The sequence below is a fragment of the Micromonospora sp. WMMB235 genome, from assembly GCF_001855515.1.
GTDB lineage: Bacteria > Actinomycetota > Actinomycetes > Mycobacteriales > Micromonosporaceae > Micromonospora > Micromonospora aurantiaca.
Genome location: NZ_MDRX01000001.1, coordinates 5,943,113 through 5,969,862 on the forward strand (window position 1 = coordinate 5,943,113; position 26,750 = coordinate 5,969,862).

The 26,750-nt window shown below is 73.7% G+C and carries 29 protein-coding genes; 13 read left to right on the forward strand and 16 right to left on the reverse strand.

Annotated features, from left to right (window positions below):
- The first annotated feature begins 10 nt into the window (after positions 1-10).
- Positions 11-394, forward strand: a complete 384-nt coding sequence (locus tag BFV98_RS26500; RefSeq protein WP_013287882.1) for a hypothetical protein — start codon at positions 11-13, stop codon at positions 392-394.
- A 9-nt stretch (positions 395-403) separates the two neighbouring features.
- Here the strand turns inward: BFV98_RS26500 and BFV98_RS26505 are convergent, their stop codons facing one another.
- Positions 404-934 carry an SRPBCC family protein gene (locus tag BFV98_RS26505; protein ID WP_071098132.1) on the reverse strand — a complete coding sequence of 177 codons (531 nt, stop codon included), beginning with the start codon at positions 932-934 and terminating at the stop codon, positions 404-406.
- A 3-nt stretch (positions 935-937) separates the two neighbouring features.
- On the reverse strand, positions 938-1,246 hold the full coding sequence (locus BFV98_RS26510) for a metalloregulator ArsR/SmtB family transcription factor (protein ID WP_013475589.1): 309 nt from the start codon (positions 1,244-1,246) through the stop codon (positions 938-940).
- Between the two features lie 87 nt (positions 1,247-1,333).
- On the opposite strand from BFV98_RS26510, the gene BFV98_RS26515 reads away from it, so the two are divergent.
- Positions 1,334-2,263, forward strand: a complete 930-nt coding sequence (locus tag BFV98_RS26515; RefSeq protein WP_071098133.1) for an LLM class F420-dependent oxidoreductase — start codon at positions 1,334-1,336, stop codon at positions 2,261-2,263.
- A 186-nt stretch (positions 2,264-2,449) separates the two neighbouring features.
- Here the strand turns inward: BFV98_RS26515 and BFV98_RS26520 are convergent, their stop codons facing one another.
- Positions 2,450-2,905, reverse strand: coding sequence for a hypothetical protein (locus tag BFV98_RS26520; protein ID WP_071098134.1), 456 nt, complete (start codon positions 2,903-2,905; stop codon positions 2,450-2,452).
- A gap of 67 nt (positions 2,906-2,972) precedes the next feature.
- Between BFV98_RS26520 and BFV98_RS26525 the strand changes: the two genes are divergently transcribed.
- Positions 2,973-4,199 carry an FAD-binding protein gene (locus tag BFV98_RS26525; protein ID WP_071099007.1) on the forward strand — a complete coding sequence of 409 codons (1,227 nt, stop codon included), beginning with the start codon at positions 2,973-2,975 and terminating at the stop codon, positions 4,197-4,199.
- Position 4,200: 1 nt separating this feature from the next.
- Here the strand turns inward: BFV98_RS26525 and BFV98_RS26530 are convergent, their stop codons facing one another.
- Complete coding sequence (locus BFV98_RS26530) at positions 4,201-5,340, reverse strand: site-2 protease family protein (RefSeq protein ID WP_071098136.1); 1,140 nt, start codon at positions 5,338-5,340, stop codon at positions 4,201-4,203.
- A gap of 94 nt (positions 5,341-5,434) precedes the next feature.
- On the opposite strand from BFV98_RS26530, the gene BFV98_RS26535 reads away from it, so the two are divergent.
- Both BFV98_RS26535 and BFV98_RS26540 read left to right on the forward strand, forming a co-directional pair.
- Positions 5,435-5,704, forward strand: a complete 270-nt coding sequence (locus tag BFV98_RS26535; protein WP_174361730.1) for a type II toxin-antitoxin system prevent-host-death family antitoxin — start codon at positions 5,435-5,437, stop codon at positions 5,702-5,704.
- Positions 5,701-5,982 (forward strand): type II toxin-antitoxin system RelE/ParE family toxin, encoded by a 282-nt coding sequence (locus BFV98_RS26540; RefSeq protein ID WP_083395318.1) that lies wholly within the window; start codon positions 5,701-5,703, stop codon positions 5,980-5,982. Before BFV98_RS26535 ends, BFV98_RS26540 begins: the two co-directional genes overlap by 4 nt.
- Before the next feature lie 55 nt (positions 5,983-6,037).
- On the opposite strand, the gene BFV98_RS26545 is transcribed toward BFV98_RS26540, so the two are convergent.
- Both BFV98_RS26545 and BFV98_RS26550 read right to left on the reverse strand, forming a co-directional pair.
- Complete coding sequence (locus tag BFV98_RS26545) at positions 6,038-6,238, reverse strand: DUF397 domain-containing protein (protein WP_013287873.1); 201 nt, start codon at positions 6,236-6,238, stop codon at positions 6,038-6,040.
- Complete coding sequence (locus tag BFV98_RS26550; RefSeq protein WP_174361729.1) at positions 6,231-7,109, reverse strand: helix-turn-helix transcriptional regulator; 879 nt, start codon at positions 7,107-7,109, stop codon at positions 6,231-6,233. Before BFV98_RS26550 ends, BFV98_RS26545 begins: the two co-directional genes overlap by 8 nt.
- Before the next feature lie 366 nt (positions 7,110-7,475).
- Here BFV98_RS26550 and BFV98_RS26555 point away from each other — a divergent pair, with 366 nt between their 5' ends.
- Together BFV98_RS26555 and BFV98_RS26560 are read left to right on the forward strand one after the other, a co-directional pair.
- A complete protein-coding gene (locus tag BFV98_RS26555; RefSeq protein ID WP_071098137.1) occupies positions 7,476-7,790 on the forward strand; it encodes a DivIVA domain-containing protein in 315 nt (104 codons plus the stop codon).
- Entirely contained in the window at positions 7,787-8,041 is a 255-nt protein-coding gene (locus BFV98_RS26560) for a hypothetical protein (RefSeq protein WP_013287870.1), read from the forward strand. The genes BFV98_RS26555 and BFV98_RS26560 overlap by 4 nt, the downstream gene beginning before the upstream one ends.
- A gap of 182 nt (positions 8,042-8,223) precedes the next feature.
- Here the strand turns inward: BFV98_RS26560 and BFV98_RS26565 are convergent, their stop codons facing one another.
- The 3 genes from BFV98_RS26565 to BFV98_RS26575 all read right to left on the reverse strand — a co-directional run bounded on the left by BFV98_RS26565 (position 8,224) and on the right by BFV98_RS26575 (position 9,789).
- Positions 8,224-8,643, reverse strand: coding sequence for a PIN domain nuclease (locus BFV98_RS26565; protein ID WP_013475595.1), 420 nt, complete (start codon positions 8,641-8,643; stop codon positions 8,224-8,226).
- The gene (locus tag BFV98_RS26570; protein ID WP_013475596.1) at positions 8,640-8,849 is read right to left on the reverse strand and encodes a type II toxin-antitoxin system VapB family antitoxin; all 210 of its coding nucleotides are present in this window, start codon (positions 8,847-8,849) and stop codon (positions 8,640-8,642) included. Before BFV98_RS26570 ends, BFV98_RS26565 begins: the two co-directional genes overlap by 4 nt.
- An 88-nt stretch (positions 8,850-8,937) precedes the next feature.
- Positions 8,938-9,789 carry an alpha/beta hydrolase gene (locus BFV98_RS26575; RefSeq protein WP_013287867.1) on the reverse strand — a complete coding sequence of 284 codons (852 nt, stop codon included), beginning with the start codon at positions 9,787-9,789 and terminating at the stop codon, positions 8,938-8,940.
- 139 nt (positions 9,790-9,928) lie between these two features.
- Here BFV98_RS26575 and BFV98_RS26580 point away from each other — a divergent pair, with 139 nt between their 5' ends.
- Positions 9,929-10,672, forward strand: a complete 744-nt coding sequence (locus tag BFV98_RS26580) for an SDR family NAD(P)-dependent oxidoreductase (protein ID WP_013287866.1) — start codon at positions 9,929-9,931, stop codon at positions 10,670-10,672.
- A gap of 40 nt (positions 10,673-10,712) precedes the next feature.
- Here BFV98_RS26580 and BFV98_RS26585 read toward each other — a convergent pair whose 3' ends face one another.
- Entirely contained in the window at positions 10,713-11,603 is an 891-nt protein-coding gene (locus BFV98_RS26585) for a L,D-transpeptidase (protein ID WP_013287865.1), read from the reverse strand.
- 73 nt (positions 11,604-11,676) lie between these two features.
- On the reverse strand, positions 11,677-13,122 hold the full coding sequence (locus BFV98_RS26590; protein WP_071098139.1) for an alpha-amylase family protein: 1,446 nt from the start codon (positions 13,120-13,122) through the stop codon (positions 11,677-11,679).
- A gap of 290 nt (positions 13,123-13,412) precedes the next feature.
- On the opposite strand from BFV98_RS26590, the gene BFV98_RS26595 reads away from it, so the two are divergent.
- The 4 genes from BFV98_RS26595 to BFV98_RS26610 are packed head-to-tail and all read left to right on the forward strand — an operon-like array spanning position 13,413 to position 18,159.
- Entirely contained in the window at positions 13,413-15,113 is a 1,701-nt protein-coding gene (locus BFV98_RS26595) for a hypothetical protein (protein WP_071098141.1), read from the forward strand.
- Positions 15,110-16,576 (forward strand): NADH-quinone oxidoreductase subunit NuoF family protein, encoded by a 1,467-nt coding sequence (locus BFV98_RS26600; RefSeq protein ID WP_013287862.1) that lies wholly within the window; start codon positions 15,110-15,112, stop codon positions 16,574-16,576. Before BFV98_RS26595 ends, BFV98_RS26600 begins: the two co-directional genes overlap by 4 nt.
- A gap of 15 nt (positions 16,577-16,591) precedes the next feature.
- The gene (locus BFV98_RS26605; protein WP_071098142.1) at positions 16,592-17,179 is read left to right on the forward strand and encodes a redoxin family protein; all 588 of its coding nucleotides are present in this window, start codon (positions 16,592-16,594) and stop codon (positions 17,177-17,179) included.
- Positions 17,176-18,159 (forward strand): cytochrome c biogenesis CcdA family protein, encoded by a 984-nt coding sequence (locus BFV98_RS26610; protein ID WP_071098144.1) that lies wholly within the window; start codon positions 17,176-17,178, stop codon positions 18,157-18,159. Before BFV98_RS26605 ends, BFV98_RS26610 begins: the two co-directional genes overlap by 4 nt.
- Here BFV98_RS26610 and serS read toward each other — a convergent pair.
- The 5 genes from serS to BFV98_RS26635 all read right to left on the reverse strand — a co-directional run bounded on the left by serS (position 18,146) and on the right by BFV98_RS26635 (position 23,799).
- Positions 18,146-19,429 carry a serine--tRNA ligase gene (gene serS / locus BFV98_RS26615; RefSeq protein ID WP_013287859.1) on the reverse strand — a complete coding sequence of 428 codons (1,284 nt, stop codon included), beginning with the start codon at positions 19,427-19,429 and terminating at the stop codon, positions 18,146-18,148. The two genes, BFV98_RS26610 and serS, sit on opposite strands and share 14 nt — an antisense overlap.
- Before the next feature lie 427 nt (positions 19,430-19,856).
- Positions 19,857-20,984 (reverse strand): MerR family transcriptional regulator, encoded by a 1,128-nt coding sequence (locus BFV98_RS26620; RefSeq protein WP_071098145.1) that lies wholly within the window; start codon positions 20,982-20,984, stop codon positions 19,857-19,859.
- Positions 20,985-21,015: 31 nt separating this feature from the next.
- Complete coding sequence (locus BFV98_RS26625; protein WP_071098146.1) at positions 21,016-22,191, reverse strand: trans-acting enoyl reductase family protein; 1,176 nt, start codon at positions 22,189-22,191, stop codon at positions 21,016-21,018.
- A 31-nt stretch (positions 22,192-22,222) separates the two neighbouring features.
- The gene (locus BFV98_RS26630) at positions 22,223-23,359 is read right to left on the reverse strand and encodes an alcohol dehydrogenase catalytic domain-containing protein (protein ID WP_071098149.1); all 1,137 of its coding nucleotides are present in this window, start codon (positions 23,357-23,359) and stop codon (positions 22,223-22,225) included.
- The gene (locus tag BFV98_RS26635; protein WP_013287855.1) at positions 23,356-23,799 is read right to left on the reverse strand and encodes a hypothetical protein; all 444 of its coding nucleotides are present in this window, start codon (positions 23,797-23,799) and stop codon (positions 23,356-23,358) included. Before BFV98_RS26635 ends, BFV98_RS26630 begins: the two co-directional genes overlap by 4 nt.
- Positions 23,800-23,954: 155 nt before the next feature.
- On the opposite strand from BFV98_RS26635, the gene BFV98_RS26640 reads away from it, so the two are divergent.
- Complete coding sequence (locus BFV98_RS26640; protein WP_071098150.1) at positions 23,955-26,750, forward strand: LuxR C-terminal-related transcriptional regulator; 2,796 nt, start codon at positions 23,955-23,957, stop codon at positions 26,748-26,750.

Consider the following 26,750-nt stretch of genomic DNA (forward strand, 5'->3'; position numbering starts at 1 on the left):
GATCGAATGCGTGACAACGAGACGTACGCTGCTCGGCGGTCTGCTCCTGGCACTGGCCACGGCCGGCGCCTGGGTGGCCTGGCTGAGCTGGGAGTCCGGCTGGACCGTGGACCCGCAGACCGGCGACATGAGCGGGCCGTACGCGGTCTGGCAGGTCGCCGCCGCGGTGCTGACCCTGGGCGCGCTGGCCGCGGTAGGCGGCTGGTGGCTGAACATCTGGCTGGTGGCAACGGTGATGACAGTGGCGTTCACCGTCCCGTGGGCGGTGCACGCCGCCTCGACCGACGACACCGGCCTGTGGGCGGTCGGGGCGGCGCTCGTGGCCATCGGCACGACCATCGGGACGACGCTGGTCGGCGGCGCCGCCGGGTGGCTGCGCCGCCGGACCGCGTGACGACCGTCGTCAGTCGCGGTTCAGGCGTTCGGCGTACGCGTCGCGCAGCTCCGCCCAGCCGAAGTCCTTCGCCTCCGCGCCCCGGATCGGGCCGACCGGGTCTCCGTCGAGCAGATGGGCGGCGACGTCCAGGCAGAGGTGCCAGCCGGCGGCAGTCATCGGGGCGAGGTCGGGCCGGCCGACCCGGTGCCGCAGCGTGAGCGTGGTGCCGTCGCCGGTCGGGGCCAGCTCCCAGCGGAGCAGGTCGTCGCCCCAGGTGTACTCCAGCAGGTGCGGCCGGTCCGCGCGCAGCACCCGGGCCGGCGCCGGGTGGGCCTGCTCGCCGTCGACGGTGCTGAGCACGGCGTCACCGGTGCGGCCCAGGTCGCGGTCGGCCAGGAACGGCGCCCACGCGGCGAGCTGATCCGGGTCGGTGAGCGCGGCCCACACCGTCTCCGGCGGGTGCCGCAGGTCGCGGACGAAGACCAGGTCCCACCTGTCGTTCGCGGGTTCCAGATGCACCCGGGCGAGCGGGCCGGGACGGAACGTGTCGCGGTCCATCTGTCACTCCTGACTGTCGAGATGGCGTTCCAGGGCGTCGAGATGCGCGGTCCACATCGACCGGTACGGCCCGAGCCAGTCGTCGACTGCGCGTAGCGGCGCCACGTCGACCCGGTAGATCCGCCGCTGCGCCGCCGTGCGGCAGGTGACCAGGCCGGCGTCGCGGAGCACCCGCAGGTGCTTGGAGACCGCCGGCTGGCTCATGCCCAGCGCGTCCACCAGCTCGCCGACACTGCTCTCCGCTCGGCGCAGCCGGTCGAGGATGCGGCGCCGGGAGGGCTCGGCCAGCACGGTGAAGGCGTCGACGGTCACCCTCGCAATATGCCTCATCGGTTATATGCCTGGCAAGGAATGACAGGTCGCGCCGCCCCGGCCCGGCGGGCTCCATATGCTCGGGGGATGGAACTGCGGATCTTCACCGAGCCCCAGCAGGGGGCCACATACGACCAGCTCCTCGCCGTGGCCCGCCGCGCGGAGGAGACCGGCTTCGCCGCGTTCTTCCGCTCCGACCACTACCTGAAGATGGGTTCGGTGAGCGGCGAACCCGGCCCGACCGACGCGTGGACCACGCTCGCCGGCCTGGCCCGCGACACCACCCGGATCCGGCTCGGCACGCTCATGACAGCCGCCACGTTCCGGCTGCCGGGCCCGCTGGCGATCACCGTGGCGCAGGTCGACCAGATGAGCGGCGGCCGGGTCGAGCTGGGCATCGGCACCGGCTGGTACGCCGAGGAGCACTCCGCGTACGGCATCCCGTTCCCGTCGCTGGGGGAGCGGTTCGACCGGCTGGAGGAACAACTCGCCGTCATCACCGGGCTCTGGTCCACCCCGGCGGGCTCCACGTTCGACTTCCCCGGCACGTACTACCCGGTCAGCGACTCGCCAGCGCTGCCCAAGCCGGTGCAGCGCCCCCGCCCGCCGATCCTGCTCGGCGGCATGGGCCCGAAGCGCACACCCCGCCTGGCCGCCCGGTACGCCGACGAGTTCAACCTGCCGTTCGCCTCGGTCGAGGACACCGTCGCGCAGTTCGGGCGGGTACGCGACGCGTGCGCCCAGATCGACCGCGACCCGTCCACGATGACCTGGTCCAACGCGCTCGTGCTCTGCTGCGGCCGAAACGAGGCCGAGGTGAAGCGCCGCGCCGAGGCGATCGGCCGTGACCCCGACGAGCTGCGTGCGAACGGCGCCGCCGGCACGCCCGCCGAGGTGGTCGACACGCTCGGCCGGTACGCCGAGGCGGGCAGCTCCCGCGCCTACCTCCAGGTGCTGGACCTGACCGACCTGGACCACCTGGAGCTGGTAGCCGCCGAGGTGATGCCCCAGCTCTGACCCGGGCTCGCCCGCCCCTTTGCGGCCCGGCCCCGCCGCCCCGGCCGTCCCCGTCGATCTTGGAGTTGTGGCACCTGACAAGCCTCGCCTGAGCGACAATCCGGGCGCCACAACTCCAAGATCGACGGGCCGGGGCGGGCCGAGCCGGTCGGGGCGGGGCGGGGCGTGAGGGTGGGCGGCGGACGGTCAGCTCGCTGTGGCGCGGCGGACGGTGTCGAGGCGGCCGTCGCGGTCGCTGTCCAGGTACGTCACGTCGGGCACACCGTCGCCGTCCAGGTCGATCTGCACCACGTCGGCCACGCCGTCGCCGTCCAGGTCGGTCACCACCTCGACGGAACCGTCCAGATGCCGGGTCACGATCGACCGGCCCGACGCCTGGCGTGGCGGCGGCCCCGGATGAGGCACCGGGTCCGGCTCGGGCTCCGGCGTGGGCCCCGGCACCGGCGCGGTCGCGGCAGGCCCCATCCCCACAGCGGCAGGCGTCACCCCCACGGCGGCAGGCGGCATCCCCACAGCGACGGGCGCCACCCCCACAGCGGCGGGCGGCGTCTCCGCAGCGTCGGGGTCCACGCCGGTCGGGTCGATCTCCTCCTCCGACGGGTACACGTCGCCGCGGAGGCTCGGGTCGCGGTAGCTGCTCATCCCGCCAGGATTCCCGCCGAGTGGCCGGGGCAACCCTGCCGCCGCATGATGGCGGATGATGCAGCGCATGACGGACACCAACTGGGCCGGAAACGTCAGCTGGTCGGCGCGTACCCGATCGCGGCCGACCTCGACCGACGACCTGCGCCGGCTGGTCGCGGAGGCCGACCTGGTCCGGGCCGTCGGCACCGGCCACTCGTTCAACCGGCTCGGTGACACCACCGGCATCCAGGTCGCGCTGGACGGCCTGCCGCCCACCGTCGCGCTCGACGCCGACCGCGGCGCGGTCACCGTCGCGGCCGGTCTGCGCTACGGCGACCTGGCCACCGCGCTCCAGGCTCAGGGGTACGCGCTGGCGAACCTCGCCTCGCTGCCGCACATCTCGGTGGCCGGCTCGGTCGCCACCGCCACCCACGGGTCCGGCGCGCGGAACCGCAACCTCGCCGCCGCCGTCGCCGCGCTGGAACTGGTCACCGCCGACGGCGACCTGATCACCGTCGACCGGGATGATCCACGGTTCGCCGGGCTGGTGGTCAACCTGGGCGCGCTGGGCGTGGTCACCCGGCTCACGCTCGACGTGGTGCCCACGTACGCGGTGCGCCAGCACGTGCGCCTCGGCCTGCCCCGCGCGGCGCTGGACGAGGCGCTGGACGCCGCGTACAGCGTCAGCGTCTTCACCTCGTGGCGCTCGGAGCGCTTCGACCAGGTGTGGGTCAAGCAGTACGCCGACCAGGCCCCGCCGCCCGCCGACTGGCTGGACACGGTGGCCGCCGACTCGCCCCGGCACCCGGTGCCCGGCATGTCGCCGGAGCACTGCACCGCGCAGCTCGGTGAGCCGGGGCCGTGGCACGAGCGGCTGCCGCACTTCCGGCTCGGCTTCACCCCGAGCAGCGGCGACGAGTTGCAGTCGGAGTGGCACGTGGCCCGGGCCGACGCGTCGGCGGCGCTCGCCGCGCTCGACCCGGTCGCCGACCGGATCGCCGCCGTGCTCCAGATCTGCGAGCTGCGGACGATCGCCGCCGACGAGCTGTGGCTCAGCCCGAACTTCCGGCGCGACTCGCTGGCGCTGCACTTCACCTGGATCGGTGACCCGATGGCTGTCGCGCCGGTGCTGGCCGAGGTGGAGGAGCGGCTGGCCCCGTTCGCGCCGCGCCCGCACTGGGGCAAGCTGTTCGAGCGCGATCCCGCCGCCGCGTACCCCCGGCACGCCGACTTCGCCGCGCTGCTGCGCGAGTTCGACCCGAAGGGGAAGTTCCGCACCGCCGAGATGGACCGCTACTTCCCCCGGGACTGAGTTACCGCCCGGCCGGCACCTGCTGGCGCAGGCTGCCACGCTGGACCGCCCGGCTGATGTCGCTGGGCGAGACGATGCCGACGAGCTGGTCGTCGACCACCACGAGCGCCCGGCCGTCGGTGCACTCGTTGAGCCGGGGGAGCAGGTCGGTGAGCTGTTCGTCCGGGCGGGCGAGCACCAGTTCGTCGGCCCGGCAGGACACCTCGGCCAGCGTGGTCGAGGCGCGGCGGTCCGCCGCGATGCCGCGTACCCGATCGAGCGTGACCAGACCGACCGGCCTGCCGTCGACGGTGAGCGGCAGCGCCGAGTGCCGGTACGCGAAGAGGTAGTGGTCGACGAAGTCGGCCACTGTGACGTCGCCGGACGCGGTCTGCGGCTGCGGCGTCATCACGTCGCCCACCCGGATGCCGCGCAGCGCGTCGCCCATCCGGGCGGCGCGTTCCTCCTGGCCGGCGGCCCCGAGCAGGAACCAGCCGATCAGCGCCAGCCAGAGCCCGCCGAACCCGGCGCCGGTGAAGAACCGCCACAGCCCCAGCCCGATCAGCACGACACCGAGCACCCAGCCCGCGCGGGCCGCCACCACAGACGCCTTGGTCCGGTCGCCGGTGAACTTCCAGACCGCCGCGCGCAGCAGCCGCCCGCCGTCGAGCGGGGCGGCGGGCAGCACGTTGAAGATCGCCAGCAGCACGTTGATGCCCGCGAGCCAGGACAGCGCACCGAGCAGCAGGCCGTCCCCGGCCGTCACCGCGACCGCCACCGCGATCGCGGCGAAGAACACGCCGATGATGAGGCTGACCAGCGGCCCGACCCCGGCGATCCGCAGCTCGGCGCCGGGGTTCTTCGCCTCGCCCTTCAGCTCGGCGACGCCGCCGAACAGCCACAGCGTGATGCCCTCGACCTCGATGCCGTTGCGCTTGGCGACCACCGCGTGCGCCACCTCGTGGGCGAGCAGGCCGAGGAAGAAGACCACAGCGGCGGCCAGGCCGGCCGCGATGTAGGCGACGGGGGAGTGACCGGGGTACGAGGAAGGGAACAGGCTCGCCGACAGCGCCCACGCGATCAGCACGAAGATGACCAGGACACTCCAGTTGACGCCGACCGGTACGCCGGCGATTCGACCCAGACGGAAACTCGCCCTCATGTTCCCGTCATACCCGGCGCACCCACCCGCACACCAGGGCCGGCAGGCGGCACTTTTGCACTTGTACGAGTCGTACGAGCTGTACGATCGGGATATGAGTGAGCCCGCCGCCGAACTGCCGATCTCCGATGCCCGAGACAGCCTCGCGGATGTCGTGTCGCGTGCCCACTACGCCGGGCGGATCACTTACGTGACCCGCCGGGGGCAGCGCTTGGCGGCCATCGTCCCCGCCGAGCTTGCCGAAGCGATCGAGCGAGCCGAGGACGCCGCAGATGTCTCGGCGGCCCGCGATGCCCTGGCCCGTATCGACGCCGGCGACACCCCCGTCCCGCTGGCCGACCTGCGCGACGAGCTCGGCCTGTGACGCTGCCACCGGAGCCGGTCTTCGCCGTCCGGGTCGATCGAGCCGCTGCCAAGCTGCTGCGCAAACTCGATAGACCCGTGCAGGCCCGCCTTGTCGACGCCCTCGCCTCGCTGGCCATCGAGCCCCGTCCGGCCGGGGTGAAGGCGCTAGCCGGGCATCCCGGTCTACTGCGCGTACGGGTCGGTGACTACCGCATTATCTACACCGTCCGCGATCGTGAACTGATCGTCCTCGTGGTTCACCTCGGCCATCGTGGCGATGTCTATGACACGCTCTGAGCCTGAGTCCGGTGAGATCATGATGCCGCCGCTCCGGTGTAGGCGCGGGCAACGGTCAGCGGCTCAGCGTCTCGCTCTTGACGGCCCGGATGAAGGCGGCCCAAGTGCCCGGCGGGAAAGCGAGGGCCGGGCCAGCGGGGTTCTTGCTGTCGCGCAGGCCGACCACGTCGGGGAGATTGTCGGCCACCTCCACGCACTCCCCGCCGTTGTTGCTGCGGGTCGACTTGCGCCAGGCGGCGCCGGTCAGGTCAGGCACGGGAGTACTCCTCTGCGACATGCTGGATCAGGCTCTTCGACTTGGACTCGCTCAGCGCGCGGCTCGCTATGTCAGTCCAGATGGTGTTGTAGGCGTCGGTCTCGTGTGGCTTGTCGAGGTAGATGGCACCGGTAGCGGCTTCCAGGTATGTCACCGGCGGTTCCACCTCCTTGCCGCTGCTGTCTCGCGGAAATTCCAGGATCGAGAAAGCCCCGGCCATCGCTCCGGCGTGCAGCCCGGAAGAAAAAGCTAGAACCTGCACGGTTACGTTGGGTAGCTCTGCGGCCTTCAGGATCTGGTGTAGCTGCTCGGTCATGATGGTCGCTCCACCAACCGGACGCCGCAACACCGCCTCGTTGATTATCACGCTGAGTTGTGGGGCGGAGAAGCGGGTGAGAAGTGCCTGCCGCTCCACGCGGAGCTGGATGGCTCGCTCTTGGCCCTCGCGGTCACCTGCCTCGATGGCGCCGCCGGGCATCCGGAAGAGCTGCTCTGCGTAGGCGCGGGTCTGGAGTAGGCCGGGAACCAACTCGGCTTGGTACTGCCGGATGCTGGACGCCGCTGCTTCAAGGCCGATGTAGAGCTGGAACCAGCGCGGAAGGCCCGAGCCGATGTAGTCGTGCCACCAGTTCTTGTTCTCTCGCGTGGCCGATGCCATCGCGAGGACCAGTTCGGTGTCTTCCTCGGAAGCTCCGTAGAGCTTGAGCATCTCCTTGACGTCCGCTGCGCGGAAGCGGACGTTCTCGGCACCGCTCTCAATGCGGTAAAGGGTTGCCCGCGCCCGGTCCAGTTCTTCGGCCGCCTTCTCCATCGTCAGCCCGGCAGCCTTGCGAAGTGATTCGAGCTTCCTGCCGAGCTGCCGTCGAAGCATCGTGGATCCCGTTACGGCCTGTGACACCCCTGCCTCCGATGGTCAGGTAGCGGTTGACGCGCGTTCGCTCAATTTAGCGCCCCCCATGTATCAGAAACAATAGACACGTCACGCTGAGTTCTATGAATGATGTCCAGCGCTGCTAGTACACCTTTTGTTAGACGTTGCATTAGATCCGATGCGGTGCTTCACTGCCTCTGCGGCCACTGTGGAGTTATTGCTGCTCAGTGGCCATGTGAGCCCTGCTGACGTACTGCTGGTCGAAGGCTGCGGTGGCAGGTGCCGGGGTGGGTCCGCCGGTGCGGGGCGGGCCGGCGGACCCGCCCTTCCACGGTTCGATCTCGATGGTGAGAGGCAGGTCTTGTCATGCGCGTCTTCCTTCGGCGGGGACGAGGTAGCCGGCGGTCGGTCCTCGGGTCGACCTGCTACCGCTCGTCGGCGTACCACCCGCTGCGTCCCTGGCAGGTGCGTGAGCGGAGCTTCCGGCCGACCCCGCTGGGACGGCGCGGGCTCGACCCGCAGGAGGTGCGGGAGTTCCTCGACCGCGTCGCCGGTGACCTGGCCGCTGTCTACGACGCGCTGGCGCAGAGCCGCCGCGAGACGGACCGGATCAAGAACGCGCTGCGCCGCTGGCAGTCGGAGCAGGCCCAGGCGCGCAACGAACGGGGATACGACAGGTGACCGAGCGATGGGTGATCCACCTGCCGGTCGTCGTCAACGACCTGCTCTCCGCTCAGCGGCTGGCCCGGGTGGTGGCGCACTGGACCCACGTCCTGCCACAGACCGAGCCCGGCGGCACCACTGTCTCGGCGGAGGACGACCAGAACGTCCGGCACTGGGTGTTCTGCGACCGGTTGCTGCCCGGCGGGCAGCGGTGTCTGCTCCGGCCCGGACACGACGGTGAGTGCTCCCGGCGGTTCCGGCCGCGATGAGCATGCGCCGGAGCAGCGTCGGACGCCCGCAACCGGAAGCGGAATATGCACGAGCCGTGGTCGAGAACGTGAGTGGCTGCGCCAGTTCGGGGGCGACGGGGCGGCCGGCGCGTGAACGGGCTCGTCCTGGACACCTCGGCGCTGCTCCCGGCGGCCCACCCGGCATCGAGGGCCGGAGTCGGTCAGTCGGCCTTCCCGGCCGGGACGACCCACGTCGTCGGCTGGCCGGTGATCGCGGTGATCAGGTCGAAGTCACCGTCGTAGTGCAGAACGGTCACGCCATGCCGTTCGGCCGTCGCGGCGATCAGCAGATCGGCCATCGAGAGCGCGCGGTGGTTGCCCTTGTGCAGCGCCTGCACCTGGATGTCGATCGCACGATCCCAGATGTCGTCGGGCATGGCGAGCCAGTCGAAACCGCGGAGCAGCCATCGAGCGCGCTTCGCGTCCTTGGCCGAGCGGGCGCTGTGTACGACCTCGATCTCGATGGCGCCGCAGACCGCCAGCAGACCGCGATCGGACAACTCGTCCAGGACTGGCGCCACGGCGGGCTTCGGCCACCGGGCCAGCGCCGACTTGTCGAGGAGGTAGCGCTCCCGCGTCATGCCGCTTCGGGCTTCGACGCCTGCCCCGGGTCGGTGAGGTCCGGCAGGCCGCCGCTCTTGAGCCAGTCGGCGAACTCCCGGCGCTTCTCCCGGTTGACCACTTCCTGCAGCGCGGCGTTGACAGTGGCCTTCTTGGTGCCCGTGCCGAGGATCTCGGCGGCCTCGGCCAGGAGGTCGTCGTCGACATCGAGAATGGTGCGGGACATGGCGTGCCTCCTCGTCCAGCAGGCGAACGAGGCGATGATATCAATTTCTCGGCTTCTTGATATACGTCTGCGGCGGTGTCGGGCGTGGTCAGCGCCGTCGAGGGGCCTCGGCGACCACTGTCGGGGAGAACTCGTTCGCCGCCTCCACCGCCCACTCCAGCGCGAAGTCCGCCTCCTCCTCCCAGCCCGGTTCGCCGCCGACGAAGTGCGACCGGCCGGGGAACTCCCGGTAGCCGGTGAGCGCCGTCGAACTCCGGTAGAGGTTGGAGATGCTGGTGGCCAGCGATGCGGGCACCACGTGGTCCTCACCGCCCGCGGTGATCAGCAGCGGGGCGCGGTCGCTGCGCTTCTTGTCGATCTCGGTGGCCGAGTTCGGGTCCAGGTTGGCGAACGCCGCCTCGAACAGCACGTGCCCGGCGCCCGGTACGGCGTACCGCTCCCAGGCGGCGTCGGACTGCTCCTGGCTGATGGTGTTGCCGAAGGCGTACCGGAAGTCCTCCGGGGTGAACGGCACGGCACGGTGCCGGTTCGCCGGGTTGTGCAGGATCGAGTACCCGGACCGCAGCGTGCTGGGCGGCAGCTTGAGCACGCCCCGTACCGGCGCGGGGTGCACGGCGACCACCGCGGCGCCGAGGCGGCGGTCCGCCAGCAACTGGGCGATCAGGCCGCCGAACGAGTGACCCATGATGATCGGCGGGCGCGGCAGGTCCCTGATGATCGCCTCGTAGTGGTCGGCGATGTCGGCGATGCGCTGCGCGGCGATCGGCGCCGGGTCGGCCCGCAGCTCCTCCACCTCGCGGTCCATGCCGGGCCAGGCGGGCGTGAGCACCTGGAAGCCGCGCGCGGCGTACCGCTGCGCCCAGTGCTCCCAGCTCCGCGAGGTCATCCAGAGCCCGTGGATGAGCACGATCGTGTCGACCCGTCCCGTCGGTGCGCTCATGTCTAGTCTCCCCGTTTCGCCGCTGGACGGCCCGCGCGTACCCGGACTGGGTGCCGGCAATCCTGTCTGATCGAACGGACAGGGCACGGACGGGTGGCCCGGATGATCAGCGTCCTGAGTCGACTGTCAGGATGACGGCATGACGGTCAGACTTGCCGACAGGGTTGCCCTGGTGACGGGCGGGAGCCGGGGTATCGGCGCTGCCGTCGCGCGCCGGCTGGCCGAGGACGGCATCCACGTCGCGTTCACCTACCGCACCGCGGAGGACAGCGCGAAGTCCGTGGTGAGCCAGATCGAGGCGTACGGCCGGACCGGGCTGGCGATCAATGCGGACAGCACCGACGCGACGGCCGTGGTCGGCGCCGTGGAGCGGACCGTCGCCGAGTTGGGGCGGTTGGACATCCTGGTCAACAACGCCGGGGTGTTCGCGGGTGGGCCGATCGAGTCGGTCAGCCTCGAGGCCCTGGACCGGGCGATCGCGGTGAACGTGCGCGGGGTCTACCTCGTCACCCAGGCGGCGGTACGCCACATGGGCGCGGGTGGGCGGATCGTCAACATCGGCAGCAGCTTCGCCAGCCGTGTCCCGGCACCCGGGGTGAGCGCGTACGCGATGACCAAGAGCGCCGTGAACGGGCTGACCCGGGCGCTCGCCCGCGAGCTCGGTCCGCGTGGGATCACCGTCAACCTGATCCTGCCCGGCTCGACCGACACCGACATGAACCCGGCGGACAGCGCGGGCGCGGACGGGCAGCGGTCGCACATCGCCCTCGGCCGGTACGCGGATCCGGACGACGTGGCGGCGACCGTCAGTCACCTGGTGGGCGCCGGCGGACGGCACATCACCGGCGCGTCGATCGCGGTCGACGGCGGCGCGACGGCCTGAGCGGATCCGGGCCGACGGCCGGCTGCTGGGCCGAGCCCGGTCAGGGCAGGCGGTCGACCACCACGAAGGCGGTGCCCGGCTCGACCTCGGTCAGCAGCAGGCGCTGGGCGCTGCGGGTCAGCCGGATGCAGCCGTTCGTGACGTTCTTGCCGAGCGTGTCGTCGTTGTACCAGCTGTGCAGGCCGATGTGGGCCCCGCGCAGCCCGGTCGGCACCGCGCCCGGGTCGTCGGGGATCGCGCCGAGGGCGAAGATGTCGACGCCGCCGTAGACGGCCTCCGGGGGCGGGGTGCGGCCCAGCACGAACGTGCGGCCCAGCGGGGTGAGCTGCCCGGACATGCCGAGGCTGACCGGCCAGGTGCGCATCGCGCGCCCGTCCCGGCTCCAGGTGAGGCGGTGGGTGCGCCGCTCCACCACGATCTGGTCGCGCAGCACCACAGTGGTCCAGCCGCCGGACGGCAGCCAGGCGATGGTGCGGTTCGCCGACGGCAGCAACACCGCCGTCCAGCCCGAGCGGCGGTCGACGATCGGCACGGTGAGCCGTACGCCGCTGATGGTCGGCGCGAGGAACGCCAGCGGCCGGCCGCCCGGTGCGTCGTAGGCGGCCACGTTCCGGTTCGGGCGCAGCCCCTCGCTCAGCGGGCGGGTGTCGGCCGGGTCCGGGTCGGGCGGGAAGCCGCGCGGCGCCGGGTCGTAGGTGACCACCGGCAGGTCGTCCGGTGCCGGCGCGGCGGGCGGCACCGACTCCACCGGCGACGGGCTCGGCGCGGCGGTCGTGGCCGGGGGCGCGGCGGCGGGCGGCGCCGCCTGGCGCGCAGGCGCGGCGGTGAGCGCGCGGCCGACCAGCAGCGCGGTGACGAGCAGCAGCGGTACGGCGAGCGCGGCGATCAGCCAGCCGGGAGGCCGGCGCGTGGCGAACCGGTCGAAAAGCACGAAACCGACTGTAACCGACCGGAAGCCCCCGTACCCGGTACTGCGGGTACGGGGGCTTCGCGGCCCGGGTGGCTCAGCTGAGCTTCGCGCCGATGTGGATGGCGATTCCGTCGTGCGCGGCGATGTTCGCGGCGAACCAGCCGGACGAGTCCACGGTGATCACCGGGCCGCTGCACGAGCCGTTGCTGAATGTGCCGTGGACGACGTCGCAGTAGCGGCCCGCCGGCAGCCCGGTGTAGTACGACCGGCCGTTCACCGCGCTGTCCTCGTCGTTGATCGTCAGGTAGCCCTTGCCGGTACGGCTGAACGCGATGTGCTGGTAGCCGTTGTCGTACCAGTTGGAGACCCCGGCGCCCTCGGTGGCGTTGCGGAAGCCGACCATGTTGGCGATGACCGGCCAGCGGTGCTCGCACTCCCAGCCCGAGTAGCAGGTGACGTTGGTGATCCGGTTGCTGCCGTCGGCGGGCGGGCCCTGGTCCCGGCCGCTGTACGTGAAGCTCGACATCACCGCCGGGGTGCCGTACGGCCAGGCCAGCATGAACGCGTTGGCGAGCGCGTACGTGCCGCGGTTGCGGTAGGTGAGCACGCCGCCCTCGCGCTGGGTGTCGTGGTTGTCGGTGAAGACCACCGCCTTCGCGCTCGACAGGTAGCCCCAGGACTCGCCGAAGTTCCGCAGATACGCGAGGCGCTCGTTGTTGAACATCCGGGCCAGGTCCTTGCCGTACCGGAACTCGTGCACGTCGCCGTTGCCGGTGTACTCGGTCGGCTGGATCGGCTCACCGGCGCCGTAGATGACCTCCTGCACCAGGTACGCGCTGCGGTTCAGCTTGGCCTTGATCGCCGCGATGTCGGCGGCCGGCATGTGCTTGCTGCCGTCCAGGCGGAAACCGTCGACGCCGAGCGAGAGCAGGTCGTTGAGGTACGCGGCCAGCCGGCCGCGCACGTACTCCGACTCGGTCTTGAGGTCGGCGAGGTTCACCAGCTCGCAGTTCTGCACCTCGTACCGGTCGTTGTAGTTGGCGATGTCGTTGTTGCCGTTGCGGCCGCAGTAGTGGAAGTCCTGCGCCGAGTAGACGCCCGGGTAGTTGTAGTGGCCGTACGACGAGCCGGCCCAGCCGGTGCCGCCGTTCTCCTGCCCGGACATGTGGTTGACCACGGCGTCGACGATCACCTTGACGCCCGCGGCGTGGCACGTGTTCACCATGGACTGGAACTGCGCGCGGGTGCCCTTGCGGGACTCGATCCGGTAGCTGACCGGCTGGTACGACACCCACCACGGGCTGCTGTTGACGTGCTCCTGCGGCGGGGACACCTGCACGTAGCCGTAGCCCTTCGGGCCCAGCGTGCTGGTGCACTCGGCGGCAACCGAGGTCCAGTTCCACTCGAAGAGCTGGACGATGACCTTCTTGGCGCCGGGGGTGGCGGCGGCGGCCGGGGGCGCCGCCGCGGTGAGGGGGACGAGCAGACTCGCGGCCAGACCCAGGGCGAGCGCGGCGGCGCGGCATCGGCGTCGATGCATCAGGACTCCTGCGGGGTGCGGGGATGCGGGGGAGTGGAGCCTGTATCAGTGCCGGCTTCTTGCAACCAGCCTGAAATTTTGCGGCAAGGTTACGAGCCTGTTGCAAAGTCTGTCAACGCATGGGCATCCGTCGTTGCGTCAGGCGCTACACGCGCGTCCGGTCCGGACGGTTCGAGAATCCGGCCGAGAAATTCGCCACCGGAGGTGATCCGTCCGCGCCGTCCCTCCGTACCTGAGGTGGGAGCAGGGTCGGCCGGTGGGGGCGCCGCCGCGAGACGATCGAGGAGCAGATGGCCCGGGCACAGCAGAACGAGAAGGCGACGACCGTCCGGACCACCACCACCAGTCGTGGTGCCCGGACGATGTCGAAGTCCGCGATGGTGGCGCTGACCGCCTCCGCGCTCGGCCTCGCGTGGGCCGGGGTGGAGCTGGCCGGCGCCGGCGGCGTCATGTACTCGTACGGATTCTTCTTCACCGAGTTCTTCGCCGGGGTGGTCGCCCTGGTCTCGCTCAGCATCACCGTGATGCTGGGCCTGCTCGCCACCGACCGCCTGGTGCTGCTCATCCGGCACCGCGTGCTGCTCCAGTCGGCGCACCGCGCCACCGGCGTGCTCGGCGTGGCCGGGCTGGTCTTCCACGTCATCACCAAGGTCGCGATCGGCCGGGCCGGGCCGACCGACGCGGTGGTGCCGTTCATCAGCGGCAGCGGCCTCTACATCGGGCTCGGCACCGTCGCCGCGCTGCTCATGGTGGGCGTGCTCTGGACCGGCCTGATCCGGGTCCGGTTCGCCGGCGTCGGCCCGAAGTGGTTCTGGCGCGGACTGCACTCGATGGCGTACGTGTCCTGGCCGTTCGCGCTCGTGCACGGCCTCAACGCCGGCCGGCCCGCCGCCGGCTGGGTGGTGCTGAGCTACCTCGCCTGCGTGGTGCTGGTGGTGATGGCGCTGCTGGTCCGCGTCTCGGTCCACCTCGGCAAGCGCAGCCGCGAGCAGCACCAGGCCGTCGCGCTCAACAAGGCGATGGCCGGCAAGGGCGAGGAGCGTACCGGCGTGTTCGCCGCGCTCACCCGGAAGAAGGCCGCGGACAAGGAGGACAGCGGCGCCGGCCGGGGACGCTGGGCCGAGGCGACAGCCACCTGGACCGCACCGGCGGGCACCGCCCGGCGGCGCGACCCGGAGCGGTTCGCCGTACCCGTGGTGCCGGAACCCGGGTCGCTGCGCGAGCCGGTCCGCGCGGCAGCCGCCCGGCGGCGCGACGCCGAACCGGACGCGCCTGCCCGGCGCGCCCGCACCCAGGAGGCGCCCGCCCGCCGCCGCGACGAGGAGCGCGAGCCCGTCGTCCGCGCCCGCGACGAGGAGGCGGCGCCGGCCCGCCGGACCGACGGCGAGCGGCCCCGCCGCCGTCGCCGCGACGACGAGGAGCGCGTGACCCGCCGGTCCCGGAACGAGGAGCGGGTGAGCCGCCGGTCCCGGGACGACGAGGATCTGGTCGCCAGGTACTCGGCTCCGCCGGAGAGCGGCGGCCGGCACTCGGCGCCGCCGGACACCGGCGGCCGCCACTCCGCACCCCCGGACAGCAGCCGGTACGCCACCGCGGCCGAGGTTGCCCGCTACTCCGCGCCGCCGCGCGCGACCGACGAGCCGGAGGAGCCGTGGGACAGCCCGCGCCGCTGGGAGAGCCGCCCGATCTCCGGTGAGCCGATCTCGGCCGGCCCGATCTCCGGCACCCCGCTCTCGGCCGAACCGCTCAGCGGGTCCGGCCGCCGCTACCGCGACGAGGAGGACGTGCCGGAGGAGCCGGACTACTGGCGCCCGCCGGCCCGCTACGCCGCCGACGAGGCGTTCGTGGACGACACCCCGACGCTCGTCGACCTCGCCTCCCGCCGGGCGATGCGCGCGGGCAAGGAGAGCCGGTCCGGCCGTCGCAAGCGGGCCGACGCGGACGCGGTCGACGGCGCGTACTGGGCCGGGCTGCGAGGTGAGGCCCGGTGACGCGCACGACGGTCCCGCCGGTCGCCTGTGTCGGCGAGCCCCGCCTGACCGCCGGGTTCGCCGAGTTCGGCCGGCTCGACCTGCTGGCCCACGAGGAGGTGCACGGCCCGATCGGCCCGATGGAACCGGCGGCGCTGCTGCGACTCGCCGAGGCGATCGACCTCAAGGGCAAGGGCGGCGCGGGCTTCCCGTTCGCCCGCAAGCTGCGCGCCGTGCTGGAGTCCTGCGAGCGGCAGGACCTCGGCGCCGTGGTGGTGGTCAACGCCACCGAGGGGGAGCCGGCCAGCTGGAAGGACAAGGTGCTGCTCACCCGCGCCCCGCACCTCATCCTGGACGGCGCCGCGCTCGCCGCGTTCGCGCTCGACGCCGAGGAGATCGTGATCGGGGTGGCCGACGACGACGTGGGCCGGCCCTCGCTGACCGAGGCGTTGCAGGAACGGCGGATGCCGGTGCCGACCACCATCGTCACGGTGCCGCACCGGTTCATCTCCGGTGAGGGCGGCGCGCTGGTCAACGGCATCAACGGCCTGCCGCACATCCCGCCCGGCACGAAGAAGCGTTCCAGCGACTCCGGCGTCGGCGGTCTGCCCACACTGCTGTCGAACGCCGAGACGTACTCCCAGCTCGCCGTCGCCGCCCGGATCGGCCCGTACGAGTACGCCGCGCTCGGCACCGACGACGAGCCGGGCACCGTGCTGCTCACAGTCACCGGGTCGGCGAAGCGCCCCGCCGTTGTGGAGTGCGCCGCGGGCACACCGCTGCGGGAGATCCTCGACCTGTGCGAGGTGCCGCCCGGCCCGGGCATCCTGATGGGCGGCTACCACGGCAAGTGGATCACCGCGGCGGCCGCCGAGCGGGCCGAGGTGTCCCGCAAGGGGCTCACCGCAGTGGGCGGCACGCTCGGTGCCGGCATCATCGTGCCGCTCGGTGCCGACACCTGCCCGCTCGGCGAGGCCGCGCAGGTGGTGCGCTACCTGGCGGGCGAGTCCGCCGGGCAGTGCGGCCCGTGCAAGATGGGCCTGCCCGACCTGGCCCGCTCGGTCGACCTCGCGGTCTCCGGCAGCGCACCCGTCGAGCTGGTCCGGGCCGCCGCCGGTGACGTCAAGGGACGCGGCGCGTGCAGCCACCCGGACGGCACCGCCCGGTTCGCGCTGTCCGCCATGGAGGTGTTCGCCGACGACCTGCGGCTGCACGCCACCGGCGAGGGCTGCGGCAAACGCGTCAAGGGCATGATGGGCCTGCCCGGCGCGCCGGACGCCAATCCGCAGAAGCTCACCCTGGACTGGTCGCGCTGCGACGGCCACGGGCTCTGCGCGCACGTCGTACCGGACTTCATCCGGCTCGACGGCAACGGCTACCCGGCGTTCCCGCCCACCCCGGTGCCGACGTGGCTGCGCGAGGGCGCGCTCAAGGCGGTCAAGGTCTGTCCCGAACTCGCGCTCCGCCTGGTCCGGGCCGAGTAGAACCAGGAGCCGCCGATGCGTACCGCCGCTCGTGTGACAGCCGCCGCCGTACTGGCCGCCACGCTCGCCGCCGCGACCGCCTGCGCCGCCGGGCCCGAGCCCGGGGACCGGGCCGGAGCGGTCGCACCGGCACCCCCGGCCGCCGCGTCCCCGACCGGGCCGGCATCCGGTCCGGCGTCCGCGTCACCGGCCACGGTGCCGGCCGCGCTGTCGTTCACCGGCAAGACCCTCGACGGTACGGCGTTCGACGCCGCCGCCCTGGCCGGGCGGCCGGTCGTGCTCTGGTTCTGGGCGCCCTGGTGCGCCACCTGCGCCAGCCAGGCGTGGACGGTGGCCGAGATCGCCCCCACCTACCGCGACACGGTCCCGATCGTCGGCGTCGCCGGACTCGGCGAGCAGAAGGCGATGAAGTCGTTCGTCACCGAGTTCGACCTGGGCGGCACGACACAGATCGACGACCGGGCGGGCGCGCTGTGGCGCCGGTTCAAGGTGGCCGAGCAGAGCACGTTCGTCGTCCTGGACCGCACCGGCCGGGTCGTCCACCAGGGATTCCTGGACGGCGAGGCACTGACCCGGCAGGTCGAGACGCTGGCCCGGGGATGACCGGCGCGCTGCTGCTCGCGCTCACCGCGGGCATGCTCGGCGCGGTCAACCCGTGCGGCTTCGCGATGCTGCCCGCGTACCTCTCGCTGCTCGTCGCCGGCCCCGACGGCGGGCGCGGCGCGGTCGGACGCGCGCTCACCGCGACCGCCGGTCTCACCCTCGGGTACGTGCTGGTGTTCGGCGCGTTCGGGCTCGCCCTGGCACCGGCGGCGGACTGGCTGCGGCCCCGGCTGCCGTGGCTGACGGTGACGCTCGGCGTGCTGCTGGCGCTGGCCGGATGCTGGCTGCTCGCCGGTCGGAAGCTGCCCACGCCGCGCCCGCTGCGTGTCGCGCCCCGGCTCACCCGCACCTGGCCGTCCATGGCGCTGTTCGGCGCGGCGTACGCGCTCACGTCGCTGACCTGCGCGATCGCGCCGTTCCTGGCGATCGTGGTGACCAGCCTGCGGGCCGGGTCGCCGCTGCGCGGCCTGGCGCTGTTCGGCGCGTACGCGCTGGGGATGGCGCTCGTGGTCGGCGTGGCCGCGCTCGCCGTGGCGCTGCTGCGCGGCCGGGTCGTGGCGCGGCTGCGCGGCGCGGGCGCGTGGGTGCCCCGGCTGAGCGGCCTGGTGCTGCTGGTAGCGGGCGGCTACGTCGCCTGGTACGGCTGGTACGAGATACGCCTCGCCCAGGGCCGCTACGACGCCTTCACCGACCCGGTCATCCGCACCGCCGCCCGCATCCAGCAGTCAGTGGTGAGCACAGTCGACACGCTAGGCCCCGCCGTCCTCACGGCGCTGCTCCTAGCCGCGCTGCTCCTCGCCGCCCTCACCCGCCGCCCCCGCCCCCGCCCCCTCTCCCGCTCCCGCCCCCGCTCCCTCTCCCGCGATCTTGCAGTTGGTGCCCGGGCGGAAGGGGTGAAGCGGACTTCTCGCGGGCCGGAAGTGCAAGATCGCGGGGGAGAGGCGGGGGCGGGGACGGGGACGCGGGTCAGCGCGGGGTGAGGCGGTCGGTGCCGAGCTTGTCGCGGAGGACCTCCGGGACCACCACCGAGCCGTCGGGCTGCTGGCACTGCTCCAGGATGGCCGGGAACAGGCGGCTGGTGGCGAGCGCCGAGCCGTTGAGCGTGTGCACGAAACGGGTCTGCTTCGCGCCCGGCTCGCGGTAGCGGATCGCCGCCCGGCGGGCCTGGTAGTCACCGGCCCAGGAGACCGACGACACCTCCTTGTACTTGCCGGTGCTCGGCATCCACACCTCGACGTCGAGCGTCTTCTTCATCGAGGCGCTCGCGTCACCGGCGGCGAGCAGGCTGGTCTGGAAGTGCAGACCGAGCTTGCCGACCAGGCCCTCGACGTGCCCGACCATCGCCTCCAGCGCCTCGCCCGCCTGCTCCGGCAGCGTGAACTGGAAGATCTCCACCTTGTTGAACTGGTGGCCGCGCACGGTGCCGCGCTCGTCGGAGTGCGAACCGGCCGCCTCGCGCCGGTAGCACGGCGTGTACGCGAACGCCTTCAACGGCAGCTTCGGCGTCTCCAGGATCTCGTCCTGGTACGCGCCGAGGATCGCCGTCTCCGCGGTGGGCAGCAGGAACTGGCCGCGCGAGGACGACTGCTTGTCGATGTGGTAGACGTCGTCGTGGAACTTCGGGAACTGCCCGGCGGCGAAACCGGCGCTGTCCAGCAGCAGGTGCGGCGGGAGCAGGAACTCGTAGCCGGCCTGGATGTTCTGCTCGATCAGCCAGTTCACCAGCGCCCACTCCAGCCGGGCGCCCAGGCCGGTGTACATCCAGAAGCCCGAGCCGCCGAGCTTCACACCCCGCTCGTGGTCGACCAGGCCGAGCGCGCGGCTCAGCTCCACGTGGTCGCGTACCTTCTCGATGGCCGGCGCCTCGCCGAACGTCCGCACCACCCGGTTGGCCTCCTTGCCGCCGGGGACCACGTCCTCGGCGGGCAGGTTCGGCAGCTCGCTCATCGCCGAGCGGAGCCGGGACTGCACCTCGTCGAGCTGGGACTCCAGCTCCGCGAGCTGCTTGCGCTCGGCCTCCGGGGCGACCGGCTGCGGCGTGCCGCCGGACCGTTTCGCCTCCGCGTACGCGCGCGCCTCGGCCTTGCGGCGCTGCCGCTCGGCGTCGATCTCCGTGATCAGGGCGCGTCGTTCCTGGTCGAGCCGCTGGATGTCGTCCAGCGCCCGGGTGACCTCGGCGGGATCCAGACGCTTCGCCAGCGCGGTCGCCACCGCCTCGCGATCCTTCCGGATCAACTCCATGTCGAGCATGCTGCTCGTACGCCTCCGTCCAGGCAGTCAGGTGGGACCTCCAGATGCTACCGTCGCGCCCCCGCCGCCCCGGCCCGGCCCGCGCAGCCCGCCGCCGCGAGGCCCTTTCCGGTGACGGTGCGTGGTGGTGCCGCCGTCGGTGCGCCGTTCTCACTTTCCGTGATGGTGCTCCGGTGCTGATGCCGCCCCGCTGCGGCTCGCTAGTTCGCTGAACTGGTCAATCTCGCGGATCCGCTCTCCGGCGGACATGCCCCTCCGGCGACTTTGCTCTGCAGCCACCGACGCGGCGTTCGACGGAGCGTCAGCGTCGCGCCGATGGCTGCAGAGCAAAGTGCGCGAGGGGTGACGCACCCAGGAGGGCGGCGGCGTCACGCACAGTCACGGATGCCTGCCGCAGAGCGGTACCGACGCCGGCGAGCGCGGAACGTCAGAGGCGTACCGGCATCAGGACCGAGAAGGCGTGCGCGTCGTCGGCCCGCCGTACGGCCAGCGGGGCGATCGGGCCGTCCAGCTCCAGCACGAGCTGGCCGTCGCCGGACCCCAGCGCGTCCAGCAGGTACTCGCGGTTCACCGCCACCCGAAGCGCATCCGGGCCGCCCGCGCCCGCCCCGCCCTCCACGCCCCCGGCGGCGACCACGCCGTTCGGGTCGACCAGGCGCAGCTCACCCCGGCCGTCCAGGCCGAGCGCCACCACCTCGTGCTCGACTCCCTCGTGCGCGCGGTGGCAGACCGGGACGCCGTCGGCGGTGAGCGCCGCGCGCAGCGCCGCGCCGTCGAACGGGATCCGGTACGTGGGCACGTCGCCGAGCTGCGCCCGCAGCAGCCGCCGGTAGTCGGGGAAGTCGTACGGCAACGGGACGGCGGTCAGCGGCCGGCCCGCCACCGTGACAGTCACCCGGTCGGTGGCGACGACGACCTCGGCGGAGTCGGCGCCGTCGAGGTCCAGCAGCGCGCGGAGTTCGTCGACGGCGGCCACCGGCAGCAGCGCGCTCACCGGCGGGCCGTCGACGGTGCCGCCGACCCGGGCCACGGCGAGCCGGTGCCGGTCGGTGGCGACCAGCCGGACACCGTCCGGCTCGACCTCCACCAGCACGCCGGACAGGACCGGCAGGCCGGGGTCGGCGCCGACGGCGAAGCGTACGGCGTCCACGGCGGCGGCGAGGTCGGTGCGGGACAGCACGAGGCGGGTGGTCACTGTGATCTCCTCCGGGTCGATCAGGCTACGGATCCGGGAGAGTTCGCGACGCGCGTCGGCCAGGCCGTCCTCCAGGCGGCGCAGGTGCGCGTCCAGCAGCCGGTGCACCTCGGCCGGCCGGTGCCGGTTCCGCAGCGCCTCGGCGATGCCGGCCAGCGGCATCCCCACCCGGCGCAGCCCGGCCACCAGCCGGGCCGGGTCCACCTGCTCCTCGGTGTACCAGCGGTAGCCGGTCACCGGGTCCACCCGGGCCGGGGCCAGCACGCCGGAACGGTCGTAGAACCGCAGCGCGCTGACCGTCAACCCGCTGGCCCGGGCCAGTTCGCCGATGCTGCGAAGCTCGCTCTCCACGGCCGTCATCCTGTGACCTCAAGCGGGTCGAGGGTCAACCTCACGCCGGCAGCGTGCGGAACGTGATGCCCGCGCGTACCAGCCGATCCAGCAGCGCGTCACCCATCGCCGTGACCGGCGTGACCTGCCCGGTGGTCTCCGGCAGGTCGTCGAAGGCCAGGCACAGCGCCGACTCGGCGAGCATCTTGGCCGTCTCGTCGTAACCCGGGTCGCCGCCGGCCACCTCGGTCACCACCCGCCGGTCGCCGGCGGTGCCCACGAACCGCACCCGGAACCACGACTTGGCCCGCTGCTCGGCGGTCGGGCCCTGCCCGGAGGCGAGCCGCCCGAGCAGCCAGCGCCGCGTCGGCGCCACCTTCACCAACCCCACCACACCGGCCAGTCCGACGCCGGCGACCAGCACAGTGGGCAGCCGCTTCATCGCCGCGAAGTGCCGGTAGCGGAAGTCCGGGCCGTACTCCGGGCGGGCCGCCGCGGACCGGCGGACCACCTGCGGGTCGATGGTGGGCAGCGGCACCGCCCACTGGCCGAACTCGCGTACCCGGCCGACCTTGCCCGGCACCGCGCGGACCCGGCGTCCGTCCGGGCCGGGCTCCATCGCCCGGCGGGCCCGCGCCGCGCGGCTCATCTCACCGGTACGGGAGAACGCGGTGAGCGCCGAGTGGTACGTCCCGGCGGAGAACCGGCCACCGGCCCGCACGTAGCCGTCCACGGCGATCGGCCCGTCCGCCGGCAGTTGCTTGACCGTGTACCAGACGCCCAGGTCGTGCGGGATCGAGTCGAAACCGCAGGCGTGCACCAGGCGCGCCCCGGTGCGCACCGCCTCGGCGTGGTGCCGCACGTACATCCGGTCGACGAACTCCGGCTCGCCGGTGATGTCGAGATAGTCGGTGCCGGCCGCGGCACAGGCGGCCACCAGCGGCTCGCCGTGGTGCACGTACGGGCCGACTGTCGTGGCCACCACCCGGGCGCTCTCCGCCACCGCCCGCAGCGACGCCGGGTCGGTCACGTCGGCGGTGAGCAGCGGCAGGTCGGCCAGGGCCGGGTCGATCGCGGCCAGCCGGTCCCGCACCGCGGCCAGCTTGTCCGGGTTGCGCCCGGCGAGTGCCCAGCGCAGCCGGTCCGGCGCGTGCCGGGCCAGGTACTCGGCGGTCAGTCCGCCGGTGAAGCCGGTGGCGCCGAACAGGACGAGGTCGTACGGACGGTCTGCGCGCATCCGCCGAGTGTGCCATCCACAGCGCCCACCTTCACGGGGTGAAGAGCACCCGGACGCAGCCGTCGGCCCGGTCCCGGAACAACGCGTACCCCTCGGCGCCGCGCTCCAGCGGCATCCGATGGGTGGCCAGGTGCTCGGTGACCAGCTCGTCGCGGGCCATCCGTTCCAGCAGCGCCGGGATCGCGGCACTGCCCCGGCGCCGGGCGGCGCGGACGGCGAGCCCCTTGTCGGCGAACGCGCCGAGCGGGAACCGGTCCACGAATCCGGGCCGGGCGCCGAGCACCACCACCACGCCGCCCTTGCGACAGGCGTGCACCGCCTCGCGCAGCGCCGCCCCGCCGTCCGGCTCGGCCACCGGCCACCGGCCCGGCGCGGCCGGCGCCCCGGAGGCGTCGACGCACACGTCCGGGCCCCGGCCGCCGCTGCGTTCGCGCAGCTCGGCGAGCACGTCCACGTACCTGTGGTTGAGCGCCTCCACGCCGTCGTGCCCGGTGACCATCCGCAGCCGGTCGTCCCGGTCGTCGACCACCACCACCCGGTCCGCGCCCCGGGCCACCGCCGCGTCGGCGGTGAGCTGGCCGACCGCGCCCGCGCCCCAGACCGCCACCACGTCGCCGGGGGCGACCTCGCCCAGCTCGGCGCCGTACCAGCCGGCCGGTGCGGCGTCGGCGGCGAACACCGCCCGCTCGTCGCTCACCGACTCCGGCACGGCGAACGCGCCCACATCGGCGTACGGCACCCGCACGTACTCGGCGTGACCACCGGCGAAGCCGCCCAGCCGGGCCGGGCGGCCGTACCCGCCGGCGGGGGGTTGCCCCCACTCCGGCTCGGCCGCCACGCCGCTCGTGCCGTTGTCACAGCACGCCGGCAGTCCTTGCCGGCAGAACCAGCACGCCCCGCAGGCCACCGCCGCGCCCACCACCACCCGGTCGGCGACCCGGTGCCGGCGTACCTCCGGACCGACCTCGACCACGTCGCCGAGGAACTCGCGTCCGAGCACCTCCCCGGCGGACGCCTCGGGCACCTGCCCGGCCAGAAGCGGCAGGTCCGCGCCGCAGGTCGTGCTCCGCCGGACCCGGACGATCATGTCCTGGGCGTTGCGCAGCTCCGGGTCCGGGACGCGGCGCACCTCCACGAGACCGGCTCCCGCCCAGCACAGCGCCCTCACGTCACGGTCCCCGGCCGGTCCAGCGGCGAACGGTCCGCCCGCAGCACCTCGCCGGTCTCCAGGAGCTGCTTGGTCTGCCGCAGCACGTGGCGCAGGAACCGGCCCGGGTCGTCGCCGACCAGGTGTGCGGCGAACCCCGGGAGCGTGCACTCCCCGCCCAGCGGGCGGACCGCCAGCTCGGTACCGCGACCGCCGGGGGCCGGACGGGCCCACAGCTCGACCGCGCCGTCGAGGCGGCGCAGCGGCTCGGGCCATCGCCCGGCCGGGAGCACCTGCTCGGGCGCCCCGGCGATCGTCACCACCTGCCACCGGCCCGGCCGCGGGTCGGCGCCGGACCGCCGCGCCCGGCGGCGGGCCAGCACCCGCGCGCCCGCCGGAGCCAGCACCCGTACCCCCGCCAGCACCAGCACGCCCGCCGCCAGCCGCCCGCTCCGCGCCACCTGACCTCCCGCCGTCCCCGGGTGGCCGGCCAACCCGGCCGGCCACCCCGCGTGCCTACAGGGTGCGCGCCGCCCGGGTGAGCGGGGTTCGCCCCGAAGGGGTGAACCGGCGCGCTGCGGGTAACCGCTGCCCGCACCGACGGGGGGAGGGACGCATGCCGGAGGAGGCAGACCAGGTCGTCACCGCACCGAGCGGCACAAGCGACATCACCGGTACGCCCGATCTGCTCACCACCGGCCTCGATTCGCCCGATGTCGCCGGTGGTGCGCTGCCGGGTGGCCCGCCGCTGCTGGCGTCCCGGTTGACGCCGCCCGTGCCGCCCGAGCCGGTCCTGCTGCGTCCCCGGCTGCTCGACCGGCTGGAACAGGGCGCGTCCGGGCCGGTGACGCTCGTCTGCGCGCCAGCCGGCTGGGGCAAGACGACGCTGCTGTCGACCTGGGCGCAGGGGGAACGGGACGGGCCGGCGCCGGCCTGGGTCACGGTGGCCGAGGGGGAGACCACCCGGCGGCTCTGGGGCTACCTCGCGGCGGCCCTGCGTACCGCCGCCGCCGACGATCCGGACGACGGGCCGCCACCGATGCCGGACGGGCCGCCCCGGCCCGAGCAGCTCGAAACGCTCGCCGCCGCGCTCGCCACCCGTGAACGACCCGTGCTGCTGGTCCTGGACGACCTGCACCGGGTCACCGACCCGGCCGCCCTGACCGGGCTGGAGTTCCTGCTCCGGCACTCCGACGGCCGCTTGCGGCTGGTGGCCGGCGCGCGCGGCGAACCACCGCTGGCGCTGCACCGCTGGCGGCTGGCCGGCGAGCTGACCGTGATCGGCGCCGACGACCTGGCGTTCACCGCCGACGAGGTGGCCGACCTGCTCGTCGCGCACGGCGTGGCCGTACCCGCCCCGGCCGTGACCCGGCTCGTCGAACGGACCACCGGCTGGCCGGCCGGGCTGCGCTTCGCCGCGCTCGCGCTCGGCGACGGCGCCGACCCGGCGCGCACCGTGGAACGGTTCGCCGGTGACCAGCCGGACGTCGCCGCGTACCTGCGGGACGAGGTGCTCGCCCCGCTGGAACCGGCGACCCGCGACGTCCTGCGCCGGGTGGCGGTGGCCGTCGCGGTCCACGCCGACCTGGCGGCCGCGCTGACCGGGCGGCCCGACGCCGGGCACCTGCTCGCCGAGGCGGCCCGGGAGGGCGGCTTCCTCCACCAGGACGGCGGCAGCCCACCCTGGTACCGGCCGCACCCGCTGCTGGCCGACGTGCTGCGCGACGAGCTGGACCGGCTGCCCGCCGACGAGGTGCGGGAACTGCACCGGCGGGCCGCCGGCTGGTACGGCACCCACGACCGTCCGGCCGAGGCGCTGCGGCACGCGCTTCTCGCCGGTGAGTGGGCCGACGCCACCGAACTGCTCGTCACCCGCTGGCCCGAGCTGGCGCCGGACGAACCGGCCGCCGTACCCGCTCCGCCCGAGCCGCCCGCCGAGGCGGTCCGCCGGGATCCGGAGCTGGCGCTGGCCGCCGCCGCCGAACGGGCGTACGCCGGGGATCGGGCCGCCGCCGACGCGCAACTGCGGCGGGCGCTGGCCGAGGCCGCCGGCCTGCCCGCGCCCCGCCGTGACCGGTTCGGCCGGCTGGCCGCCGCCGTGGAGCTGAGCCTCGCCCGGCTCGGCGGCGACCACGAGGAGGTACGCCGGGCCGCCGACCGCCTGCTGGCCACCATCGCCGCTGACGAGTCCCCGGGCGGCCCGGACGCCGACAGTGCCGTTGCCGGTGATGCCGGCGATCCGCGCGCCGGGACGGCCGAGCGGCACGACGTGCGCGCGGTGGCCGGTGCCGCGCACGGGCTGGTCGCGCTGGCCGAGGGGGAGCTGTCCACCGCCCGGGACCGGTTCGCCGCCGCGCGGGAGGCGGCGCGGCGAGCCGGGCGGCCGCGTACCGAACTGCTCTGCGTCAGCCGCTCGGCGTTGCTGGAGGCGGCCCGGGGCGCGCTGCGGGCCGCAGAGCAACTGGCCCGGGAGGCGCTGGCGATGCCGCCGTGTCAGGGCTGGTCGTCGCGGTCCGACTGCGGCTACGCGTACCTGGCGCTGGCGTTCGTGGACTGGCAGCGGGACCGGCCGGCGGAGGCCACGGCCCACCTGGCGCTCGCCGGGCCGGCCGGTGCGGAGCCGGGCGGCGCGGCGCTCACCGCGCTGTGCCGGGCCGGGCTGCTGGCCGACGGCGGCGACCCGGGCGGCGCGCTGCGCACGCTCACCGGGGCGCGCGCCGTCGCGCCCGGCGCGGAGCTGGGCGAATGGTTCGCCGCCGACGAGGCCCAGGTACGCGCCGCCGTCGGCGACGTCGACGGTGCCCGGACGCTGCTCGACGCGGCGGGTGACGGGCCGGCGCCGGCGCTGGTGGCCGCGCGGCTGCGGCTGCGCGCCGGTGACGCCCGCGCGGCCGAGCGTGCGCTGCCCGACTGGACCGCGTCCGACGCGGCGGACTGGCCGCTGCCGGTGCGGCTGGGCGCCGGGCTGCTCGACGCGGCGCTCGCCGACGCCTCCGGTGACGCTCGGCGCGCCGGGCGGCTGCTGGAGGAGGTGCTGGCGCTCGCCGAGCCGGACGGCTTCCGGCGCGTCTTCACCCGGGCCGACCCGGGGGTACGGGACCTGCTCGCCGCGCGCCTGGACTCGGGCACCGCGTACTGGGCCACGGTGAGCGAGCTGGTCCGGGGCGTGGACGCGCAACCGGCAGCGGCACCGGCCGACGGTCCGGCCCGGTCGCTCGACGAGCCGCTCACCGAGCGGGAACTGACCATCCTGCGCTATCTCCAGAGCATCCTGTCCAACGTGGAGATCGCCGCCGAGCTGTCACTGTCGGTCAACACGGTCAAGACGCACGTGCGCAACATCTACCGCAAGCTCGACGCGACCCGCCGGCGGGACGCCGTCCGGCGGGCGCGCGAGCTGCGGTTGATCTGA

Excerpts from the sequence above, each read along its gene's own strand:
- BFV98_RS26505 (WP_071098132.1), bottom strand. The coding sequence starts at position 934 with ATGGACCGCGACACGTTCCGTCCCGGCCCGCTCGCCCGGGTGCATCTG.
- BFV98_RS26515 (WP_071098133.1), top strand. The coding sequence starts at position 1,334 with ATGGAACTGCGGATCTTCACCGAGCCCCAGCAGGGGGCCACATACGAC.
- BFV98_RS26520 (WP_071098134.1), bottom strand. The coding sequence starts at position 2,905 with ATGAGCAGCTACCGCGACCCGAGCCTCCGCGGCGACGTGTACCCGTCG.
- BFV98_RS26525 (WP_071099007.1), top strand. The coding sequence starts at position 2,973 with ATGACGGACACCAACTGGGCCGGAAACGTCAGCTGGTCGGCGCGTACC.
- BFV98_RS26530 (WP_071098136.1), bottom strand. The coding sequence starts at position 5,340 with ATGAGGGCGAGTTTCCGTCTGGGTCGAATCGCCGGCGTACCGGTCGGC.
- BFV98_RS26535 (WP_174361730.1), top strand. The coding sequence starts at position 5,435 with ATGAGTGAGCCCGCCGCCGAACTGCCGATCTCCGATGCCCGAGACAGC.
- BFV98_RS26550 (WP_174361729.1), bottom strand. The coding sequence starts at position 7,109 with ATGCTTCGACGGCAGCTCGGCAGGAAGCTCGAATCACTTCGCAAGGCT.
- BFV98_RS26555 (WP_071098137.1), top strand. The coding sequence starts at position 7,476 with ATGCGCGTCTTCCTTCGGCGGGGACGAGGTAGCCGGCGGTCGGTCCTC.
- BFV98_RS26565 (WP_013475595.1), bottom strand. The coding sequence starts at position 8,643 with ATGACGCGGGAGCGCTACCTCCTCGACAAGTCGGCGCTGGCCCGGTGG.
- BFV98_RS26570 (WP_013475596.1), bottom strand. The coding sequence starts at position 8,849 with ATGTCCCGCACCATTCTCGATGTCGACGACGACCTCCTGGCCGAGGCC.
- BFV98_RS26575 (WP_013287867.1), bottom strand. The coding sequence starts at position 9,789 with ATGAGCGCACCGACGGGACGGGTCGACACGATCGTGCTCATCCACGGG.
- BFV98_RS26580 (WP_013287866.1), top strand. The coding sequence starts at position 9,929 with ATGACGGTCAGACTTGCCGACAGGGTTGCCCTGGTGACGGGCGGGAGC.
- BFV98_RS26590 (WP_071098139.1), bottom strand. The coding sequence starts at position 13,122 with ATGCATCGACGCCGATGCCGCGCCGCCGCGCTCGCCCTGGGTCTGGCC.
- BFV98_RS26595 (WP_071098141.1), top strand. The coding sequence starts at position 13,413 with ATGGCCCGGGCACAGCAGAACGAGAAGGCGACGACCGTCCGGACCACC.
- BFV98_RS26605 (WP_071098142.1), top strand. The coding sequence starts at position 16,592 with ATGCGTACCGCCGCTCGTGTGACAGCCGCCGCCGTACTGGCCGCCACG.
- BFV98_RS26610 (WP_071098144.1), top strand. The coding sequence starts at position 17,176 with ATGACCGGCGCGCTGCTGCTCGCGCTCACCGCGGGCATGCTCGGCGCG.
- serS (WP_013287859.1), bottom strand. The coding sequence starts at position 19,429 with ATGCTCGACATGGAGTTGATCCGGAAGGATCGCGAGGCGGTGGCGACC.
- BFV98_RS26620 (WP_071098145.1), bottom strand. The coding sequence starts at position 20,984 with ATGACGGCCGTGGAGAGCGAGCTTCGCAGCATCGGCGAACTGGCCCGG.
- BFV98_RS26625 (WP_071098146.1), bottom strand. The coding sequence starts at position 22,191 with ATGCGCGCAGACCGTCCGTACGACCTCGTCCTGTTCGGCGCCACCGGC.
- BFV98_RS26640 (WP_071098150.1), top strand. The coding sequence starts at position 23,955 with ATGCCGGAGGAGGCAGACCAGGTCGTCACCGCACCGAGCGGCACAAGC.